The organism is Erythrobacter sp. YT30 (assembly GCF_001542875.1).
Classification (GTDB): Bacteria; Pseudomonadota; Alphaproteobacteria; order Sphingomonadales; family Sphingomonadaceae; genus Erythrobacter.
The window spans coordinates 209,082-226,281 of the sequence record NZ_LMAF01000001.1; the positions used below are offsets into that span (position 1 = coordinate 209,082).

The 17,200-nt window shown below is 56.4% G+C and carries 18 protein-coding genes and 1 tRNA gene; 12 read left to right on the forward strand and 7 right to left on the reverse strand.

Annotation, left to right across the window (positions count from 1 at the left end; translation table 11 throughout):
* The first annotated feature begins 9 nt into the window (after window positions 1–9).
* Together AUC45_RS00975 and AUC45_RS00980 are read left to right on the forward strand one after the other, a co-directional pair.
* On the forward strand, window positions 10–420 hold the full coding sequence (locus AUC45_RS00975; protein WP_233998488.1) for a lysozyme inhibitor LprI family protein: 411 nt from the start codon (window positions 10–12) through the stop codon (window positions 418–420).
* 85 nt (window positions 421–505) lie between these two features.
* Entirely contained in the window at window positions 506–2,542 is a 2,037-nt protein-coding gene (locus AUC45_RS00980; RefSeq protein ID WP_067596946.1) for an acetyl/propionyl/methylcrotonyl-CoA carboxylase subunit alpha, read from the forward strand.
* 291 nt (window positions 2,543–2,833) lie between these two features.
* Here AUC45_RS00980 and AUC45_RS00985 read toward each other — a convergent pair whose 3' ends face one another.
* Genes AUC45_RS00985 through AUC45_RS00995 form a run of 3 tightly spaced genes read right to left on the reverse strand, consistent with a single transcriptional unit; the run spans window position 2,834 to window position 5,273 of the window.
* On the reverse strand, window positions 2,834–3,604 hold the full coding sequence (locus tag AUC45_RS00985; protein WP_067596949.1) for a cyclase family protein: 771 nt from the start codon (window positions 3,602–3,604) through the stop codon (window positions 2,834–2,836).
* On the reverse strand, window positions 3,601–4,716 hold the full coding sequence (gene aroB, locus AUC45_RS00990) for a 3-dehydroquinate synthase (RefSeq protein ID WP_067596951.1): 1,116 nt from the start codon (window positions 4,714–4,716) through the stop codon (window positions 3,601–3,603). The genes AUC45_RS00985 and aroB overlap by 4 nt, the downstream gene beginning before the upstream one ends.
* Complete coding sequence (locus AUC45_RS00995) at window positions 4,707–5,273, reverse strand: shikimate kinase (protein WP_067596953.1); 567 nt, start codon at window positions 5,271–5,273, stop codon at window positions 4,707–4,709. The genes aroB and AUC45_RS00995 overlap by 10 nt, the downstream gene beginning before the upstream one ends.
* A 68-nt stretch (window positions 5,274–5,341) precedes the next feature.
* On the opposite strand from AUC45_RS00995, the gene AUC45_RS01000 reads away from it, so the two are divergent.
* The 5 genes from AUC45_RS01000 to AUC45_RS01020 all read left to right on the forward strand — a co-directional run bounded on the left by AUC45_RS01000 (window position 5,342) and on the right by AUC45_RS01020 (window position 10,958).
* Window positions 5,342–5,539: a hypothetical protein gene (locus tag AUC45_RS01000; RefSeq protein WP_067596955.1), complete on the forward strand. Its 198-nt coding sequence runs from the start codon at window positions 5,342–5,344 to the stop codon at window positions 5,537–5,539.
* Window positions 5,536–7,452, forward strand: a complete 1,917-nt coding sequence (locus AUC45_RS01005) for a hypothetical protein (protein ID WP_067596957.1) — start codon at window positions 5,536–5,538, stop codon at window positions 7,450–7,452. The genes AUC45_RS01000 and AUC45_RS01005 overlap by 4 nt, the downstream gene beginning before the upstream one ends.
* Window positions 7,453–7,476: 24 nt before the next feature.
* Complete coding sequence (locus AUC45_RS01010; RefSeq protein ID WP_082700901.1) at window positions 7,477–8,367, forward strand: tyrosine recombinase; 891 nt, start codon at window positions 7,477–7,479, stop codon at window positions 8,365–8,367.
* 10 nt (window positions 8,368–8,377) lie between these two features.
* Window positions 8,378–9,322, forward strand: a complete 945-nt coding sequence (locus AUC45_RS01015; protein WP_067598847.1) for an acetyl-CoA carboxylase carboxyltransferase subunit alpha — start codon at window positions 8,378–8,380, stop codon at window positions 9,320–9,322.
* Window positions 9,323–9,467: 145 nt separating this feature from the next.
* Window positions 9,468–10,958, forward strand: coding sequence for a M48 family metalloprotease (locus AUC45_RS01020; protein ID WP_067596961.1), 1,491 nt, complete (start codon window positions 9,468–9,470; stop codon window positions 10,956–10,958).
* A 117-nt stretch (window positions 10,959–11,075) separates the two neighbouring features.
* On the opposite strand, the gene AUC45_RS01025 is transcribed toward AUC45_RS01020, so the two are convergent.
* Together AUC45_RS01025 and AUC45_RS01030 are read right to left on the reverse strand one after the other, a co-directional pair.
* Window positions 11,076–11,243 (reverse strand): Flp family type IVb pilin, encoded by a 168-nt coding sequence (locus tag AUC45_RS01025; protein ID WP_067596963.1) that lies wholly within the window; start codon window positions 11,241–11,243, stop codon window positions 11,076–11,078.
* A gap of 122 nt (window positions 11,244–11,365) precedes the next feature.
* On the reverse strand, window positions 11,366–11,551 hold the full coding sequence (locus AUC45_RS01030; RefSeq protein ID WP_067596965.1) for a Flp family type IVb pilin: 186 nt from the start codon (window positions 11,549–11,551) through the stop codon (window positions 11,366–11,368).
* A gap of 112 nt (window positions 11,552–11,663) precedes the next feature.
* Here AUC45_RS01030 and AUC45_RS01035 point away from each other — a divergent pair, with 112 nt between their 5' ends.
* From AUC45_RS01035 to folE, 4 genes are all read left to right on the forward strand, one after another.
* Window positions 11,664–12,068, forward strand: coding sequence for a (deoxy)nucleoside triphosphate pyrophosphohydrolase (locus tag AUC45_RS01035; protein WP_197409478.1), 405 nt, complete (start codon window positions 11,664–11,666; stop codon window positions 12,066–12,068).
* Window positions 12,069–12,121: 53 nt separating this feature from the next.
* Window positions 12,122–12,198, forward strand: a tRNA-Arg gene (locus tag AUC45_RS01040).
* 136 nt (window positions 12,199–12,334) lie between these two features.
* The gene (locus AUC45_RS01045; RefSeq protein WP_067596968.1) at window positions 12,335–12,826 is read left to right on the forward strand and encodes a hemerythrin domain-containing protein; all 492 of its coding nucleotides are present in this window, start codon (window positions 12,335–12,337) and stop codon (window positions 12,824–12,826) included.
* A gap of 282 nt (window positions 12,827–13,108) precedes the next feature.
* Complete coding sequence (gene folE, locus AUC45_RS01050; RefSeq protein WP_067598854.1) at window positions 13,109–13,720, forward strand: GTP cyclohydrolase I FolE; 612 nt, start codon at window positions 13,109–13,111, stop codon at window positions 13,718–13,720.
* Here folE and AUC45_RS01055 read toward each other — a convergent pair.
* Together AUC45_RS01055 and AUC45_RS01060 are read right to left on the reverse strand one after the other, a co-directional pair.
* On the reverse strand, window positions 13,714–15,087 hold the full coding sequence (locus tag AUC45_RS01055) for a M24 family metallopeptidase (protein ID WP_067596970.1): 1,374 nt from the start codon (window positions 15,085–15,087) through the stop codon (window positions 13,714–13,716). The genes folE and AUC45_RS01055 overlap by 7 nt on opposite strands.
* A gap of 29 nt (window positions 15,088–15,116) precedes the next feature.
* Entirely contained in the window at window positions 15,117–15,596 is a 480-nt protein-coding gene (locus AUC45_RS01060; protein WP_067596972.1) for a peroxiredoxin, read from the reverse strand.
* Window positions 15,597–15,749: 153 nt separating this feature from the next.
* Between AUC45_RS01060 and ahcY the strand changes: the two genes are divergently transcribed.
* Window positions 15,750–17,168, forward strand: coding sequence for an adenosylhomocysteinase (ahcY, locus tag AUC45_RS01065; protein ID WP_067596974.1), 1,419 nt, complete (start codon window positions 15,750–15,752; stop codon window positions 17,166–17,168).
* Window positions 17,169–17,200 lie beyond the last annotated feature (32 nt).

Genomic DNA, 17,200 nt, shown 5'->3' on the forward strand with positions numbered 1-17,200 from the left:
GAGGGGTTGGTGATTGCTGAATTAATATTGCTGCTGATGGCGCCTTCGGCAGAGACGTACAATCCTGAGTGCAATCAGGAGGCGGCTGATCGAGGCATTCAGCAAGAAATGAACATCTGCGCGCATCGCGATTATCTCTTGGCTGATGAAAAGCTCAACGCGCAGTGGAAGCTGACAAGTGCAACCATGAAAGAGCGAGACGAAAGCTGGAACTCCGATTGGGATGAGCGCCCTGGCTATTTCGCAAGCCTCCTCGAAGCGCAGCGTGCCTGGATTGCATTTCGCGACGCGCATTGCCGGGTGGATGGTTACACGGCCCGCGGCGGTAGTCTTGAGCCGTTGCTCGTTTCAACATGCAAGACTGCTCTCACCGAGGCGCGGACGGAGCAGCTCAAAAATCTCGCAGATGGCCCCGCCTGATCACACGCATTTCCGATAGCTTGCCCGCTTGGTTCATAGGCGGCATAGGCATCTGCAAATATCAGAGTTTCGAAAGGCCCACAGCTTGTTCTCAAAAATCCTGATTGCCAATCGCGGTGAAATTGCTTGCCGTGTGATCCAGACCGCTCGCAAAATGGGGATCGCGACGGTTGCGGTTTATTCCGATGCTGATCGTAACGCGCCATTTGTGCGCATGGCGGATGAGGCGGTGCATATTGGCCCTGCGCCCGCGGCAGAGAGTTATTTGCTGCCGGAAAAGATCATTGCAGCCTGCAAGAAAACGGGCGCCGAGGCGGTGCATCCAGGCTATGGTTTTCTTTCGGAGCGCGCGAGCTTTGTTGAAGCTTTGGAAGCTGAAAGCATCGCTTTTATCGGTCCGCCGGCCAATGCCATCGCTGCAATGGGCGACAAGATTGAATCGAAGAAACTCGCCAAGGAAGCAGGCGTAAATGTCGTGCCTGGTTTTGTCGGCGAAATTCGCGACACCGATCATGCTGTCGAGATTTCGGATGGCATTGGCTATCCGGTGATAATGAAGGCCTCTGCCGGCGGCGGGGGCAAAGGCATGCGCCTTGCTTACAGCGAGAAGGACGTGCGCGAGGGGTTTGAAGCGACCAAGCGCGAGGGGCTCAATTCATTCGGCGATGACCGCGTCTTTATCGAGAAGTTTATTGAAAACCCGCGCCATATCGAAATCCAGATCCTCGGCGATAAGCACGGCAATATCCTCTATTTGAATGAGCGCGAATGCTCGATCCAGCGGCGCCACCAAAAGGTTGTCGAGGAAGCGCCTTCGCCGTTTGTCACTGAGAAAATGCGCAAGGCGATGGGTGAGCAATGCGTCGCTCTCTCTCGTGCAGTGGGCTACCATTCGGCAGGCACGGTGGAATTGATCGTCAGCGGGGCGGACCCAACGGGTGAGAGTTTCTACTTCCTCGAAATGAATACGCGGCTTCAGGTGGAACACCCCGTCACCGAAGCAATCACCGGCGTTGATCTAGTGGAGCAGATGATCCGGGTCGCCGCGGGCGAGGAATTGAGCCTTACGCAGGACGATATCGGTATTGATGGCTGGTCCATCGAAAACCGCGTCTATGCAGAGGACCCTTATCGCGGCTTCCTTCCGTCAACGGGCCGTCTTATTCGCTATCAGCCGCCCATTCCGGGCTGGTCGGAAGACGAGATGGTTGGCGGCAAGGCGCGCCGGGGGACTGCTCATGGCCCGGGCAGCATCCGGGTTGACGATGGCGTATTTGAAGGCGGCGAAGTCTCGATGTTTTACGACCCAATGATCGCCAAGCTTATCACGTGGGCACCGACACGTGAGGAAGCAGCCGATTTGCAGATCGAGGCGCTCGACCGCTTCCAGATCAAGGGGCTGGGGCACAATGTCGATTTCCTCTCTGCAATCATGCAGCACGAACGGTTCCGGTCTGGTGAGCTGACAACGGGATTTATCGCCGAGGAATATCCCGATGGTTTCACTGGGGCGCCTGCCGATGATGCGCATTTGCGGCTGATGGCGGCCCTGTTTGCGGGAGCTGAGTTCGATCATCAGGTTCGCTCCCGCAAGATATCGGGCCAGTTGAATGGCCTCGAGAATCCTCCCTCGCGCTGGATGGTTTCGCTTGCTGGCCGCAAGTTTGATGTGCTGCTTGAAGAAGGCGGCGCGAATGTTGATGGCCACACTCTGCGCGGCACTTGGGATTGGCGCGTTGGCGAGTCACTGGCCAACGTCACCGGCGAAAAAGACATGGCTGTGCAAGTCGAACGGATCGGTGTGCGCTGGCGGATGACAACGCAGGGCGCATCGCATGAAGCCCTCGTTTTGCCGGCCGATCTTTCTCCACTAACCGAGCACATGATCGAAAAAGTGCCGCCAGACCTTTCAAAGATGCTCATCTGCCCGATGCCGGGAATGCTGGTGAAACTGCATGTGGGCGAGGGCGAGGATGTGCAACCGGGCCAACCGCTTGCGACGGTTGAAGCGATGAAGATGGAAAACATCCTGCGCGCTGAAAAAGAAGGCACGATTGCGAAAATCAATGCCGAAGAGGGCGAGAGCCTTGCTGTGGATGCGGTTATTCTGGAACTGGAATAACGCGCGCGGACCCCGAACATTCCGGTCACAGACCTAAACGTAGGTGACAAAGGCTACACTGTGTCACCCAAGCAATCTTGATTAAAAGTGCATATATACAATAACTTATTGTGAAATTTGCGAGGGTGACGGACAGGGGGCTGAGAGCCTTTTTGGGCAATTTTGACCCGAAAAGCGCGTCCAGCTGAAAAAATGTAGCTGCAGCAGATATGGCAGAGACTTACACTTTCAAAGACCGGCTACGGACCTGCAAAAATGCAGGCGTGTAGGAAAGTATGAAGCGCGCGACGACTAGTCCCCCACAATTGCCACAGCTCTGATCCACCCTGCGCTTGCTCGCTCAATCTTCACGGGGAAACAGCTGAACATAAATCCGTGCGGCGGAAGCGAGGCGAGGTTCGTTAGCTTCTCGATCTGGTAATAGGGCCTGACGCGGCCTGCCTTGTGGCCTTCCCAGATTATTGAAGGATCGCGAGTTTCGGCCCAGCGCCGCGCAGTGTGGCTAAAGGGCGCGTCCCAGCTCCACGCGTCTGTGCCGACGACTTCGACGCCGCGCTCGGTTAGCCATAACGTGGCCTCTGCGCCCAAGCCCACTCCCTGATCAGTGAAACTGTCTGTGCCATAGACTGCGCCTGATTGGATCAGCACGATATCGAGTGGCTCCAACTCGTATTGGATACTCGCAAAAGCCTCCTCAAGTTCAGCGGCGGAAACCACATGTCCATGCGGCAAATGCGAAAAATCAAGCTTCACGCCGGGGCGAAAGAAGCGATCTAGCGGCGCTTCATCGATGCTGGGCGCAGCAACAGTGCCGCTTTCCGTGGTTGAATGATAATGCCACGGCGCATCCATATGCGTGCCATTATGCGTTGATAATTCGAGCATTTCGACTGCCCAGCCCTCGCCATCAGGCAAGTCCTTTTTTTCAAGGCCTGGAAAGAACATCGCGATCTGTTCCCAGGTATCCTCGTGCGTCATGTAGGTGATCTTGGGCCGCATCACTTCGGGATCGGAAATCACATCATTCGTGATCGGGATGGACAGATCGATGAATTGGGTCACGCGAGTTGCTCGTCCATAAAGGCAGCTACTTCATCAAGCGCAACATCGCGCGCTAGATAGGCCTCTCCGATGCCTTTCATCAGTAGAAAGGGAAGGGTGCCGGTCTCCATCTTCTTGTCATGCCGCATGTGATCGACAAGGCGCTCGCCGTCGCACGAAAGTCCAAGCTGTGCGATCTCGCTGCGCATACCCGCCGCATCAATTGCTTTGGCCGTCCTCGCCGCATCTGCCTCGGACAATTCACCTCGACGCGCGGAATATCTCGCGGCCAACACCATGCCGAGCGCGACGGCTTCTCCGTGCAACAAGTCGGCTGAAAACCCTGTTTCAGCTTCGAGAGCATGGCCGAAAGTGTGCCCTAGATTGAGCAAAGCACGCACGCCTGATGTCTCGCGTTCGTCTTCTGCCACAATGCGCGCCTTCGCCTTGATACTGGTTGCGATGGCATGGCGCAGAGGCCCAGTTTCGCGCGCGAGAACGTGGGGGCCGTTTTCCTCGAGCCAATTGAAGAACTCGGCATCTCCCAGCAGACCATACTTCAAAACTTCTGCATAACCCGCCTGCATTTCGCGGGTCGGAAGGGTGTTCAGGACAAGCGGATCAATGAGGACAGCTGAGGGCTGATGAAACGCTCCGATGAGGTTCTTGCCCGCACCTGTGTTGATCGCCGTTTTACCTCCGACAGAAGAATCTACCTGGGCAAGCAGAGTGGTCGGGATCTGAACGAAGCCGCACCCGCGCTTGGTGATGGCGCAGGCAAATCCAGTGAGGTCGCCCACGACGCCGCCGCCAAGCGCGAAGACGTGGTCCGATCGGGTGACGCCTTGGGCGAGAAGCCAATCGGTGAGCTTTTCAAGAATGCCCCAGCTTTTCGCGCCTTCACCGGGCTCGACGATGAACCAGTCGGCGATAAGACCATTTGTTTGGAGGCTGGCATCAATTGTCTCATGAAATAGACTATGTGTGGTGGTGTCGGCAACGAATGGCACTTTGCGGCCCTTGTACGACGCCAGAAACTCGCGCGCATTGGCGCTGAAATCTTGCAGGACGCAGCCTTCCTCAATCGTCACATCATAGCCGCGCCCGGCCAATTCCACGCGGATCACATCCATTCGTCAATCGCCTCAATAATTGCGTGCGCGGTGTCGGCATGCAGCCCGTTCTTGCTTACAACACGAACTTGGGCCTGCTTGTAAAACGGCTCGCGCGCTTCAAACAGATTGGTGAGTATTTCGCGCGGATCGCCGTTCTTCAGCAAAGGCCGTGTGTCCCTCCTTGACGTCCGTTCGACAAGGATTTCAATGTCGCAATCGATCCAGACGGCAATCGCCTTTTCAAGGATCAGTGCGCGCGTTTCCGTATCGACAAATGCACCGCCGCCTGTCGCGATCACGCCGCTGCCTTCTTCGATAAGACGTGCGATCACTCTGCGCTCACCGTCGCGAAAGTAGTCTTCGCCGAACTCCTCGAATATCTCAGGGATGGAGCGTTGGGCCGCTTCCTCGATTGCATCATCAGCATCGACAAACTCGCGGTTGAGTATGTTTGCCAAACGCCTGCCGACGGTTGATTTGCCGACACCCATAAGGCCGACCAGCACAATCGGCCGGTCTATGCGACCAGCGATCCGCGCGATTTCGCCATCGTCTAAAGTTACCTCGTGGGTCATTGCGACAGGGCCTATAGATGGGTTAGAGCGCAAGCAACATTTCAAACGACTATGGTTTCCGGACGAAATTGAAACACGATCGTATCATTCCGCTGCCGATCTCTGAACAATCCGGCAAGTCCGGGCTGCGTCGGCGCATTCCGTTTTATGTCGCGCTGCTGATTGTAGGCGTTCTGATCGCGGCGTATATCGATGGCGGTGAGGAGCCATTGCACCCGATTATTCAGGAAGTATCCGTGCCGCAGACGGGTGTGGATGCGACATGACCACTGATCGGGGATCAAAGCGTGTGTGGCTGGCTTCGATTGCTGGCTTTGCGGTAATTGGTGCGCTTGGTGGCGCCACGCTGACCGGTAATGCAACCGCACAGCAAGCACCGGAATCGATTTTGCCGCCGGGTTTTGATGACCCAACTCCTACACCAACTCCAGCCCCTAGGCCGACTGCTGCGCCGACCAGCGCGCCGCCTTCGGTTGGCACGACCCCGGCGAGCCCCGGTGCGTCTCCATCGGTATCCGTGCCCGGACCGGCGAGCGGGGATGCTCCTGAAATACCCTCGATTTCGCAGGACCAGTTGAGCCGGGTTCCGTCGCTCGAAGAGCTGGAGAATCTTTCAACCGATGAATTGGATGATCTCTTGGGTCTGACGCCCAAGTTCGACATTCCGCTTGCTGCCCGCCGCACACTGTCACAAGTTGGGGTCATCGCCCCGCAAGAAGGCGGCATGCCAACCGAATCCCTCGCTAACCAACCGGCGAGCTTGGTGCGTGCAGCCCTGGCTGGGACGAAAGGCCCGCTGGTTTCGCGATGGGGGCACATCTTGGTTCGCCGCGCTCTTGCGAGCCGGTTGAAAGCCCCTGAGGGGATGGAAGCCATCGAATTTGCCACCCTTAGGGCGCGCGTGCTGAATGAGATGGGCGAATTTGCCGCCGCCCGTGCGCTGGTGCAGGACATCGATACTGGCAACTGGGACGGTGACCTCACTAGCGAAGCGCTTCGATCATATATCGCGACATCCGATTTGGTGGGCGCATGTCCAGGCGTGCGTGGGCAGCCATCAAAGGCTTCGGAAGACACTCAATGGCTGATGCTTGAAGCGATTTGCCAAGCCTATGGCGGCGAAACCGCGCGGGCGAATGCCAATCTTGATAATGCGCTGACAGAAGACGTCGCGCCCGAAGTCGATCTGATCCTAGCACTTCGATATGCGGGAGCTGCCGGAAGGGGACGCCGCGCTGCCGAGATTGATTGGGAGCCTGTCGAAACTCTGACGCCGTGGCGTTTTGCTCTCGCGAATGCGGTGGGCGAAGAAATGCCCGAAGGCTTGGTTGAAGACGCGCTCGCGGGCGACAACGGCAGATATTACGCCAATGCTGCGGCCAACAGCCCGATGGTGCCGGTTGTGCGAAGGGTCCAGTTTACCGACCGAGCGGCAGAGCAGGGCGTCTTGTCATCACGCGCGATGGTTGATCTTTTCAGTTCGGTTTACACGCAGTCGTCGGCAACAGGCGATGCTGCTCAGCGCGCTGATCTTTTGCGGCAAGCCTATATCGGCGGTAATCAAGCGGCCCGGCTTGGCGCCATGCGCGCATTGTGGGGCGAGGGCGATGGGTATGATTATGCCGGCGCCGTGATGACAGCCTATGCTGCGGCGCGAATTGCACCATCGAGCTCCATTTCCGATCAAGCCGATCGGCTGATAGCCTCGATGCTTACGGCCGGGTTGGACCGCGATGCTGCGACCTGGAGCAATGTAGTTACCGAGGGAACCTCCGCCTGGGCGCAACTCGCGCTAGCTCGCGCTGATGCGGGCCGCGCGGGCGCTGAAGCAATCGAGGCTTTTGCCGACAATGATTACAGCGAAGGATCGCGCAAGTCGAAGTTTCTGATCGCAGGCCTTGCGGGTCTGGGGCGCATCGGATCGCAAGACTTGCAGAATTTTTCGAATGATTTCGACGTGGACTTCAACCGTACAAGCAAGTGGACGCGCATGATTTCGCGTGCTGCCGATGTGAATAATCCCGCCTTGGTGTCGCTTTTGGCAGGGCTGGGCATGCAAGGTTCGGACTGGAGCCAGATGACGCCGCTGCACCTCTACCACGTTGTCCGCGCGCTCGATCGTTCTGGGCTGAACGCAGAAGCGCGCATGATCGCTGCCGAAGCGGTCGCACGTGGATAGTCTCTAGGTAGGTCCGCGCGCGCCGTGTCGCCTGCTGCATCGGCCTTTCTCGATATGCTTGCCGCGGAAAGAGGGGCCGCTGCGAACACGCTGGCGGCATATCGGCGCGATCTGGAAGGCGCGGAAGAAGCGATTGGCGATCTCGCCGCGGCGTCGCGGGCAAACATCGCAAAGCTTGCAGGAATTTGGTCCGACCTTGCGCCGTCAAGCGTCGCTCGCAAAGCGTCAGCGCTGCGCCAGTTTTTCGGATTTGCTGTGGACGAAGGCTGGCGGGATGATGATCCCTCCGGTGCCTTGCCCCAGCCACAGGCGCGGCGTCCTTTGCCCAAAATTCTTTCGCATAATCATGTGGATGCCTTGTTTGAGCGGGCCGAGGAAGAAGCGGCATCAGGTAAGCCCACAGCCATAAGGCAACTTGCTCTTATTGAATTGCTCTATGGATCCGGCCTTAGAGCAAGTGAACTCGTCTCTTTGCCACTTTCTGCGGTTCCGCGCGATGCGCCCCTGCTGACGGTAATGGGTAAGGGCGGCCAGGCACGCATGGTGCCGGTTAGCGAGCGCGCTCGCGAAGCGCTTGATCAATGGCTCAGCGTCCGACCATCCGAGCCCGCTTCTGGCTTCTTGTTTCCATCGCGCGGGAAAGCTGGGCATCTCACTCGTGTTCGGCTCTTCCAGATGCTCAAAGACCTGGCTGCGCGCGCTGGGATCGATCCCGCCGGTGTTAGCCCGCATGTTCTTCGCCATGCTTTTGCGACCCATTTGTTGGAAGGCGGGGCGGATTTGCGCGTTTTACAAACGCTGCTTGGGCATGCCGACATCGCCACAACCCAGATATACACTCACGTCGATGCTGCGCGTCTGGTCGCATTGGTGAATGAGCGGCATCCGCTTGCAAGGCGCGGCGCATCCGATTAGCGAGCCATCCATGATTACATATCTCGATTTCGAGAAGCCCGTCGAAAGCCTCGAACAACGCATTGCTGAACTGCGCGATGTCGACGCTAAGGAAGGCGTGGACGTTGCCGCAGAAATAGCGCGGCTCGAAAACAAAAGCGCGGAATTGCTGTCCAGCACTTATGCATCGTTGACGCCTTGGCAAAAAACGCAAGTTGCCCGGCACCCCCAGCGCCCGCATTTTCGTGACTACGTGAAGCACATCTTTACCGATTTCATGCCGCTTGGCGGTGATCGGCTGTTCGGCGATGATCTCGCGATCATGGGCGGGTTTGCGAAGCTGAATGACCGGCGCGTTATGTTGATCGGCCATGAGAAAGGCCACGACACGCAAAGCCGCATTGCGCACAATTTTGGCATGGGAAAACCGGAAGGGTATCGCAAAGCCATTCGATTGATGGAGCTTGCCGGGCGGTTTGGCCTCCCAGTAGTCACGCTGGTTGATACCTCAGGCGCCTTTCCTGGGATCGAGGCGGAAGAGCGCGGCCAGGCCGAAGCGATTGCTCGTTCCACCGAAGCCTGTCTCGCTTTGCCCGTTCCGATGGTCGCGGTGATTGTGGGCGAGGGCGGTTCGGGCGGCGCTGTGGCACTCGCCAGTGCGGAACGCGTTCTGATGTTTGAACATGCAGTCTACTCAGTGATTTCGCCCGAAGGCTGCGCGTCAATCCTATGGCGCACTGCCGAAAAGGCCGCCGATGCAGCGCAGGCAATGAAAGTGACCGCGCAGCATCTCAAACGCTTGAACGTGATTGATCGGATCGTGAAAGAGCCCGCTGGCGGCGCACACCGCGATGTTGCTGGTGCAGCTAGCAATCTTGGGAAAGCGCTCACTGAAGAACTCAACACGCTTGCCGAAATGCCGAGTAACAAGCTTATCCGGATGCGTGAGGAACGATTTCTCCAGCTAGGTGGTTAGCCTGCCAGAAGCAGCATTACCGGCGGTATTGCGCCCCGCACCGAAGGTTAACTCACTTTACCGAGCTTGCCCTTGGGCCTTGGATGCCGATAGGCTTTAAAGGTGGGAAGCAGGCAAAAGCGATTGCCGGAGCAGGAGAGATTGTATGGCCAAGGTCCAGTTTTCAAAGAAATCGGCAGCGCGTTTTTCCGGTGCTGCTCTGGCAGTGCTCGCCTTTTCCGGATGCATGGGCGGCGGTTCAATTCCCTCGGCATCTACCCCGATCACCCAGTCCGAAGCGAAGCAAGGCGCGGAATATCACCCGCAATTGCTCAACGAATTTGGCGGTGCGATGACCGGGCCGCAGGCGGCCTATGTTGAGCAGGTGGGCAAGAATATTGCAGTCCAATCAGGGCTTGGCAATGCGCGCGAAAGCTTCACGGTCAGCCTTCTCAATTCTCCGGTGAACAACGCCTTTGCTGTACCGGGCGGCTACATCTACACCACACGGCAATTGGTCGGCCTTATGAACAATGAGGCGGAACTTGCTGCTGTTCTCGGTCACGAAGTTGGCCATGTTGCTGCCCGCCATTCGCAGCGCCGCCAGCAAAGGGCGCAGCGCAATTCCATTCTCGGCGTTCTGGGTGCGATTGGTTCGTCCATCCTGCTTGGTGATACGGGATTGGCTGACACCGTGTCGCGCGGATTTCTGCAAGGATCACAGCTTTTGACATTGCGCTTTTCGCGCAGTCAGGAGTTGGAGGCTGATGATCTGGGCATCCAGTATCTGACAAAGGCGGGCTATGATCCGCGGGCAATGGGCACGGTACTAGCCAGCCTTGCAGCGCAGAATTCACTGGATGCCCAGCTCCAGGGGCGCGGGAATGCGACTGTGCCCGAATGGGCATCAACCCACCCTGATCCAGCAAGCCGGGTTCGCGGGGCGCTGGGCAAGGCGCAGGGCCTGCCGGGGACCGTAAGCAATCGCGACACTTTCCTAACCCGGATCGATGGGATGCTTTACGGCGACGATCCCGAGCAAGGGATTATCGAGGGCAATCAATTCATCCACCCAGTTCTTCGCTTAAGCTTCACCGCGCCGCAGGGTTTTTACATGGTGAATGGGACGCGGGCGGTGAGCATCAATGGCCAGAGCGGCAAGGCGCAGCTCACTTTGGCCCCCTATGCTGGTGATCTGGACAGCTATATTCGCCAGCAATTCAGCGCTTTAAGCGGCGAAAACGCGAATCTTTCGCCAGCCAGCATCGAACGCACGCGCGTTAATGGTTTGAATGCAGCCTTCGGCACGGCGCGGGTCAACAATGGGCAGAACCAGGTTGATCTGGTGGTGTTCGCCTACGAATTTTCGAACGACCGCGCGTATCATTTTGCAGCGATTACGCCTGCTGGAAGGGCTGGGACGTTCAATCCGATGTTCCAATCCATGCGCCGAATCACTCAGGCAGAGGCCAATTCGGTCGTGGCGAGAGAAATTGACGTGGTTACCGTCCAGCGCGGCGACACCGTGAGCGGACTTGCCCGGCGTATGGCGTTCACGGACGGTCAGATTGAAAGGTTTCGTGTGCTGAATGCGCTCGGGCCGAATGACACGCTGGTTGCAGGCCAGAAAGTAAAGCTGGTGGTGCGCGCGCGCTGATCGCGGTTTGGTCGATCGGTTCGGCGATCACTTCAAGCAAACGGAAGACAACAAAAAAGCGGCGGAGGTTTCCCTCCGCCGCTCTTTTTAACAAGCTCGTGAGAGCTTAAGGTTGGCTTACGAGCCTTCCATTTCGTCAGACACTTGGTTGAAAGTGTTGCCGAGGGTGTCACCGAGGCTGCTCATTGCAGTGATAGCAGCAACAGCGATAAGTGCAGCGATCAGACCGTATTCGATAGCGGTTGCGCCCTGCTCGTCACGAAGCATTTTGTTGAAGAATTTCATTTGTAGTCTCCTGGTATTGGTCTTCTTTACCCGTGCCTGCTTTTTCGAAGTAATCCAGCAGACGATGGATGGTTTAAATGGAAGCTCTTGAAAAATTCCTAATTCGCAAGCTTTCAAAACAATTAATTTGACGCGGCTTCCTCATACGCAGTGGAAACGTTGTTCCACATTCCGTTGTTGGAATCGGCGACATTCGTAAAAGCACCAATCATGGCCAGCACGATCAAGCTTACGATCAGCCCGTACTCCACGGCTGTCGCCCCGGAATTGTCGGCTCCAATGGTTTTTAGGAAAGTCGTCAATTTCATGGTTTCACCCGTTTGTACGTTCCTGACGCCTCTTGAAATCGTCGAAGCGGGTTAAGAAAAGATTGATGCGATGCATTCGTTTGGAAAAAATTCCGACATTGCGGGGGATGCCATGCTTGTTGTTGCAGGTGCACTTTTGGGGGAGGACGGGCGATGGCTTATGCATCGAAGACCCTTTGATAAGCACCACGGCGGGCTATGGGAATTTCCCGGGGGAAAGGTTGAAGTCTCTGAAATCCCAGTAAAAGCCCTTATCCGAGAATTGCATGAAGAGCTAGGAATTGAAATCGAAGCAGCGGATTGCGAGCCTTTCTGTTTCGCTGAAAATTCACCGGAGAATGGCAATCCGCACATTGTCATCCTGCTTTACATTTTGCGCAGATGGTCGGGCTCACCGCAAGCATTGGAAGGCGGTGAATTGGGCTGGTTCACGCCAGCTGAAACGGATTCGCTGGCCAAACCACCGTTGGATGAAGTGCTGACTGCCCGCTTATTTGCACCTGGAGCAGAAGGATAGACAATGAGGGATTGCCAAGCCCGATAAGCTTTTCTATGTGCCGCTCCTCAAGCGCGCCAGTAGCTCAGCTGGATAGAGTACCTGACTACGAATCAGGCGGCCGGAGGTTCGAATCCTTCCTGGCGCGCCAAGAAAGCCCATCCCTTGCGGGGTGGGCTTTTTTGTTGCGTTAAGAAGTTTCGAACCCGCTTGAACGGGCGAATTTGGAACGATTGGCGTTCTCGCTCCTTGGTGGAAAAAGACCAACTCAAATCATTGGAGCAACCATGAACGCCGAGACGACAGTTCTTAAACGCATTGAAGAAGACCATAACCGCCAGCGCGATTTGCTGGACAAGATCGCTAGGACAGAAGGCGACAGCGAAGAGCGCCGCGAGCTGTTCACAAAGCTTACCAAGGAGCTGAAGAGCCACGCAGCGGCTGAGGAGCAATCGGTTTATTCAGAAATGCTGGCCGATCCCAAAGCAAACGATGAAACGCGTCACTCAGTTGCGGAGCACCAGGAAATTGACGAGATGCTCAACGATCTTGCAGCGATCGAGATGAGTTCGCCTGCCTGGCTGCAAAAGTTCAAAGAGTTCGACGACCGCTATCGTCACCACATCAATGAGGAAGAGGAAGACCACTTCCCACACTTCGAAGAGCGCATCGATGAAGAGACTGATGCGGAAATGACTGAGATCTTCGAAGAGCGCAAAGAGGCCGAAATAGCCAAGGCTGAAGTCACTCCAGAAAAAGCCGAAGACGCAAAAGAGTAAGTTTAATCAGCGAATTTGAAGAGCGCTTCCCATCCGTATGGGGAGCGCTTTTTTATGCGCGATCAAAAACTTCCCGCGCTGATGTTCGGCCCGCTTGCTGGGAGTTGACCACCTTCCAGAAACAAATTTGGCAGGTTGCATTTTTCGCACGGAACCTACTGAAGCGTCGTAAGTTTTTAACCTTGGGATCATCGAAAAGGGAGTGACGGGCCACAATTCCGGGCTTTTTGCTTGCCATGAATAGGCTGGAAACGGCTACAGAAAGGTAATGCCATGAATTTCATGAATCACGAGGCCGACGAATTTGACCCGGACAATCCATTGAACAAGCCAGATGTACCCGAAGATGTGCAGGAAGCGATCCGCACCTTGCTGCGCTGGGCTGGTGATGATCCGACCCGTGAAGGACTGATCGACACGCCCAAGCGTGTTGGCCGTGCATGGCTTGAATATTGCCGCGGCAATCAGGAAGACCCCTCGATCCACCTCGCCCGCATTTTCGAAGAGGTAGGCGGATATGATGAGATCGTTCTGTTAAAGGACATCCCCTTTCAGTCGCACTGTGAACACCACATGGCGCCGATCACGGGCAAAGCGCACATCGCCTATCTGCCTGACAAGAAAGTTGTCGGCATCTCAAAACTTGCGCGCGTGCTTCACGGTTTTGCGAATCGCCTTCAGGTGCAAGAGCGTTTGACTGCTGAGGTTGCGGACTGCATCTGGGATAACCTTGAACCGCGCGGCGTCGCCGTTGTGATTGAGGCTGAGCACGGATGCATGACAGGCCGCGGTGTGAAAGTGCACGAGGTTGAGATGCTCACCAGCCGCATGATGGGCTGCTTCCTCGAAGATCATCGCAGCCGCAAGGAAGTTATGAGCCTGATGGGCTATTGATCGCCGGATGGTATGAGCGTCAGTTCGGTCTGGCGCCCATCCAGATAGCGCACGCTTTCGCCGTCAAAGAACGCGTCTTCTTCCGTTCGGAAGTCGACGCGTTGGCCGCCCCATTCGGGGACTTCGTAATAGTTTGTAAGCTCGATTGACCAAGCGGTGTTGGCTCGGAGGCTGTATTCGCCGCGTGGGTCAGCGCCTTGATTATCCCAAAATCCGATAGAGGTTCCCGCTCCATGGCCATGCGTGCCGATGGGGTGGGAATAAATCGACGGATCGAGTCCTTCTCCGATGGCCTGTTCCCTGGCAAGAGCCAAAACTTCGTTGCCGCTGCGTCCGACTTTGAAATGCGAGACGAGGATGTCCTGAATGTGGTTTGAATTAGCGAGGCCCTGGCGCAAACCCGCAGGCGCTTCGGTTTCTCCCGGCTTCAAGACATAGGCAAGATGCTGAGTATCGGTGCTGAGCCGCAAATAGGTGATGCCGAAATCGGTCCACAAAAGGTCTCCGGGCTGGATCACGACATCGCCGCGCAACATGTCCTCCTCGTCCTCGCGCTGGATACCGATAGAGGGGTGAAACCATGGCGCGAGCCCGAGATTTGCAAGAGTATCGCGGTACCACCATTGCACATCGGTGGCGGTGGTCTTCCCAGGAGTGATGACCTCGCGCGAAAAAGCCTTCGCGATCAAAGCATGCGCGATGCGCACAATCCAGGGGTAGATTTCGACTTCTTCTGGCGTTCGGGTTTCAAGCCAGCGCACCGATAGCGTTTCGCCGGAGACAAGCCGATCGGCGTATTTGGGCTCAAGCTTCGCTGCCATGGCTCTGTACTGGCTGAGCGTCATGCCATCGCCAAACGCGGTCCAATCGGAATAATTGATCGCGATTTTCTGCGGATCCCGCGCTGCGATGATGTCGGCAACCGCCTGCCATTGGTCCCGCTGTTCTTCGGGATCCCATGATGGTTCGAACAGGCCCGCGAGGCCGTAACGGCTTACCGTCAACCGCTCGATAGGTTCGCCATTGCCCGGATCGTGGAAGATAAGGATTGTTCGACGCCGCGCGCTCATGCTTTTTGCATCGAGCATGGAAGCCACCACCGGCTCCTCAAAATACTCGCGCGACATCAGAAGCCAGAGATCAACACCTTCCTCACGCATGATTTGCGGGATGATAGTGTCGAGCCGCTTTGCGAGGATGGCGTCAATGACGTCAGCGCGTTCTCGCATCGACAATATGTAGGGGAGGGTGGGGGCGCTTTCTTCTACCTCGCTCATCGGCAGAACAGGCGTCTGCGCCAAGGCAGGCCAGGAAAGCGCTGCGAAGGCAGCCGGAAGGCCCAAGCGATAAACTACGCGTCGCGCCATTCCAGCTCCCTTGGTTTTGCCGTCAGATATTAGAGCTGATCCAGCATGTGTTCAGCGCTCGACACTTTGAAATCGCCTGGCGCTTCGACATTCAGCTGTTCAACCACACCGTCATTCACCACCATCGAGAAACGCTGACCGCGCTTGCCCATGCCAAAACCTGATCCATCCATGGTTAGGCCAACGCTTTCGGCAAAATCGCCATTGCCATCGGCAAGCATCGTGATGTCATCTGACCCGGCAGCATCGTTCCATGCGCCCATTACGAACGCATCGTTTACAGCCGTGCCGACAATCTCATCGACGCCTTTGGCTTTGAGGTCGGCTGCCTTTTCTACAAATCCGGGAAGATGCTTGGCAGAGCAAGTGGGCGTGAACGCACCAGGAACCGAAAAGAGCGCCACTTTCTTACCCGCGAAGTACTCAGATGATTGCACGGGCTGCGGGCCTTCAGCGGTCGCTTTCACCATCTGAACGTCGGGCAGTTTGTCGCCTACGGAAATTGTCATGGGGGAGCTCCTTAAGTTGATTAAACACCTCTTGGGCGAGCTATAGGCGGATTGACAAGCGCGGCAACAATTACAGATATAAAGATAACTTTATATTTGCGTACCCGCAGCCACGCCGCTAGGGCGCGGGGCAATACGAAACGGAGACTCCCTATGGCCACCGCTGCCCACACTCACGAATATACCATCAAGGATATCAGCCTTGCTCAATACGGCCGCGACGAGATCGCGATTGCAGAAACCGAAATGCCGGGGCTTATGGCTCTTCGCGAGGAATATGGTCCATCGCAGCCTCTGAAAGGCGCGCGGATCACTGGATCGCTGCACATGACAATCCAGACAGCGGTGCTGATCGAAACGCTTGTGGCACTCGGTGCCGAAGTGCGCTGGGCCACGTGCAACATCTTCTCGACCCAGGATCATGCCGCTGCCGCAATTGCCGATCAGGGTATTCCAGTGTTCGCCATCAAGGGCGAAACGCTGGCTGATTACTGGGATTATGTTGGCCGCATTTTTGACTGGTCCACTGCAAGCGATCCCGATCAGACAGCCAACATCATTCTCGACGATGGCGGCGATGCGACCATGTTTGCGCTTTGGGGTGCACGGCTTGAAGCGGGCGAGGAAATGCCTGCGCCAGCCAACGCAGAAGAAATTGAATTCCAGCGCGCCCTCAAAGCTTATGTGAAAGCAAAGCCCGGCTATCTCACCAAGTCGGTTCAGAACATCAGAGGCGTGTCCGAAGAGACCACGACGGGCGTGATGCGCCTTTACCAGATCGCAAAGCAAGGCAAGCTGCCTTTCCCCGCGATCAACGTGAATGACAGCGTGACCAAGTCGAAGTTCGACAACCTTTACGGCTGCAAGGAATCGCTGGTCGACGCGATCCGCCGCGCAACCGACGTGATGCTGGCCGGTAAGGTCGCCTGCGTTGCAGGGTATGGCGATGTGGGCAAGGGCTCTGCCGCTTCGCTGCGTGACGGCGGCGCGCGTGTAATGGTCACCGAGATTGACCCCATTTGCGCGCTTCAGGCCGCAATGGACGGCTATGAAGTCGTGACCATGGATGAAGCGGTCAAGCGCGCTGATATCTTCGTGACCGCAACCGGCAATGAAGGCGTCATTACCGGTGAGCATATGAAAGCCATGAAGAATATGGCGATCGTCTCCAACATTGGCCACTTCGATAGCGAAATCCAGATTTCCGCGCTCGACAATTATGAGTGGAAGGAAATCAAGGACGGCACTGACATGGTGACGTTCCCCGATGGCAAGTCCATCCTGGTTCTCGCCAAGGGCCGCCTTGTGAACCTTGGCTGCGCGACGGGCCACCCGAGCTTTGTGATGAGCGCGAGCTTCACCAACCAGGTGCTTGCTCAAATTGAACTCTACACCAAGTCTGAAGACTACGAGAACGACGTGTATGTGCTGCCCAAGCATCTCGATGAGAAAGTGGCTGCGCTTCACCTTGAAAAGCTGGGTGTTCAGCTCAGCCAACTGAGCCAAAGCCAAGCCGATTACATCGGTGTGCCGAAAGAAGGGCCATTCAAGCCCGATCACTATCGGTACTAAGCCTTTGGATCACGGAAAAAGCCCTCGCAAAT

Excerpts from the sequence above, each read along its gene's own strand:
- aroB (WP_067596951.1), bottom strand. The coding sequence starts at position 4,716 with ATGGATGTGATCCGCGTGGAATTGGCCGGGCGCGGCTATGATGTGACG.
- AUC45_RS00995 (WP_067596953.1), bottom strand. The coding sequence starts at position 5,273 with ATGACCCACGAGGTAACTTTAGACGATGGCGAAATCGCGCGGATCGCT.
- AUC45_RS01005 (WP_067596957.1), top strand. The coding sequence starts at position 5,536 with ATGACCACTGATCGGGGATCAAAGCGTGTGTGGCTGGCTTCGATTGCT.
- AUC45_RS01015 (WP_067598847.1), top strand. The coding sequence starts at position 8,378 with ATGATTACATATCTCGATTTCGAGAAGCCCGTCGAAAGCCTCGAACAA.
- AUC45_RS01020 (WP_067596961.1), top strand. The coding sequence starts at position 9,468 with ATGGCCAAGGTCCAGTTTTCAAAGAAATCGGCAGCGCGTTTTTCCGGT.
- AUC45_RS01025 (WP_067596963.1), bottom strand. The coding sequence starts at position 11,243 with ATGAAATTCTTCAACAAAATGCTTCGTGACGAGCAGGGCGCAACCGCT.
- AUC45_RS01030 (WP_067596965.1), bottom strand. The coding sequence starts at position 11,551 with ATGAAATTGACGACTTTCCTAAAAACCATTGGAGCCGACAATTCCGGG.
- AUC45_RS01035 (WP_197409478.1), top strand. The coding sequence starts at position 11,664 with ATGCTTGTTGTTGCAGGTGCACTTTTGGGGGAGGACGGGCGATGGCTT.
- AUC45_RS01045 (WP_067596968.1), top strand. The coding sequence starts at position 12,335 with ATGAACGCCGAGACGACAGTTCTTAAACGCATTGAAGAAGACCATAAC.
- folE (WP_067598854.1), top strand. The coding sequence starts at position 13,109 with ATGAATCACGAGGCCGACGAATTTGACCCGGACAATCCATTGAACAAG.
- AUC45_RS01055 (WP_067596970.1), bottom strand. The coding sequence starts at position 15,087 with ATGGCGCGACGCGTAGTTTATCGCTTGGGCCTTCCGGCTGCCTTCGCA.
- AUC45_RS01060 (WP_067596972.1), bottom strand. The coding sequence starts at position 15,596 with ATGACAATTTCCGTAGGCGACAAACTGCCCGACGTTCAGATGGTGAAA.
- ahcY (WP_067596974.1), top strand. The coding sequence starts at position 15,750 with ATGGCCACCGCTGCCCACACTCACGAATATACCATCAAGGATATCAGC.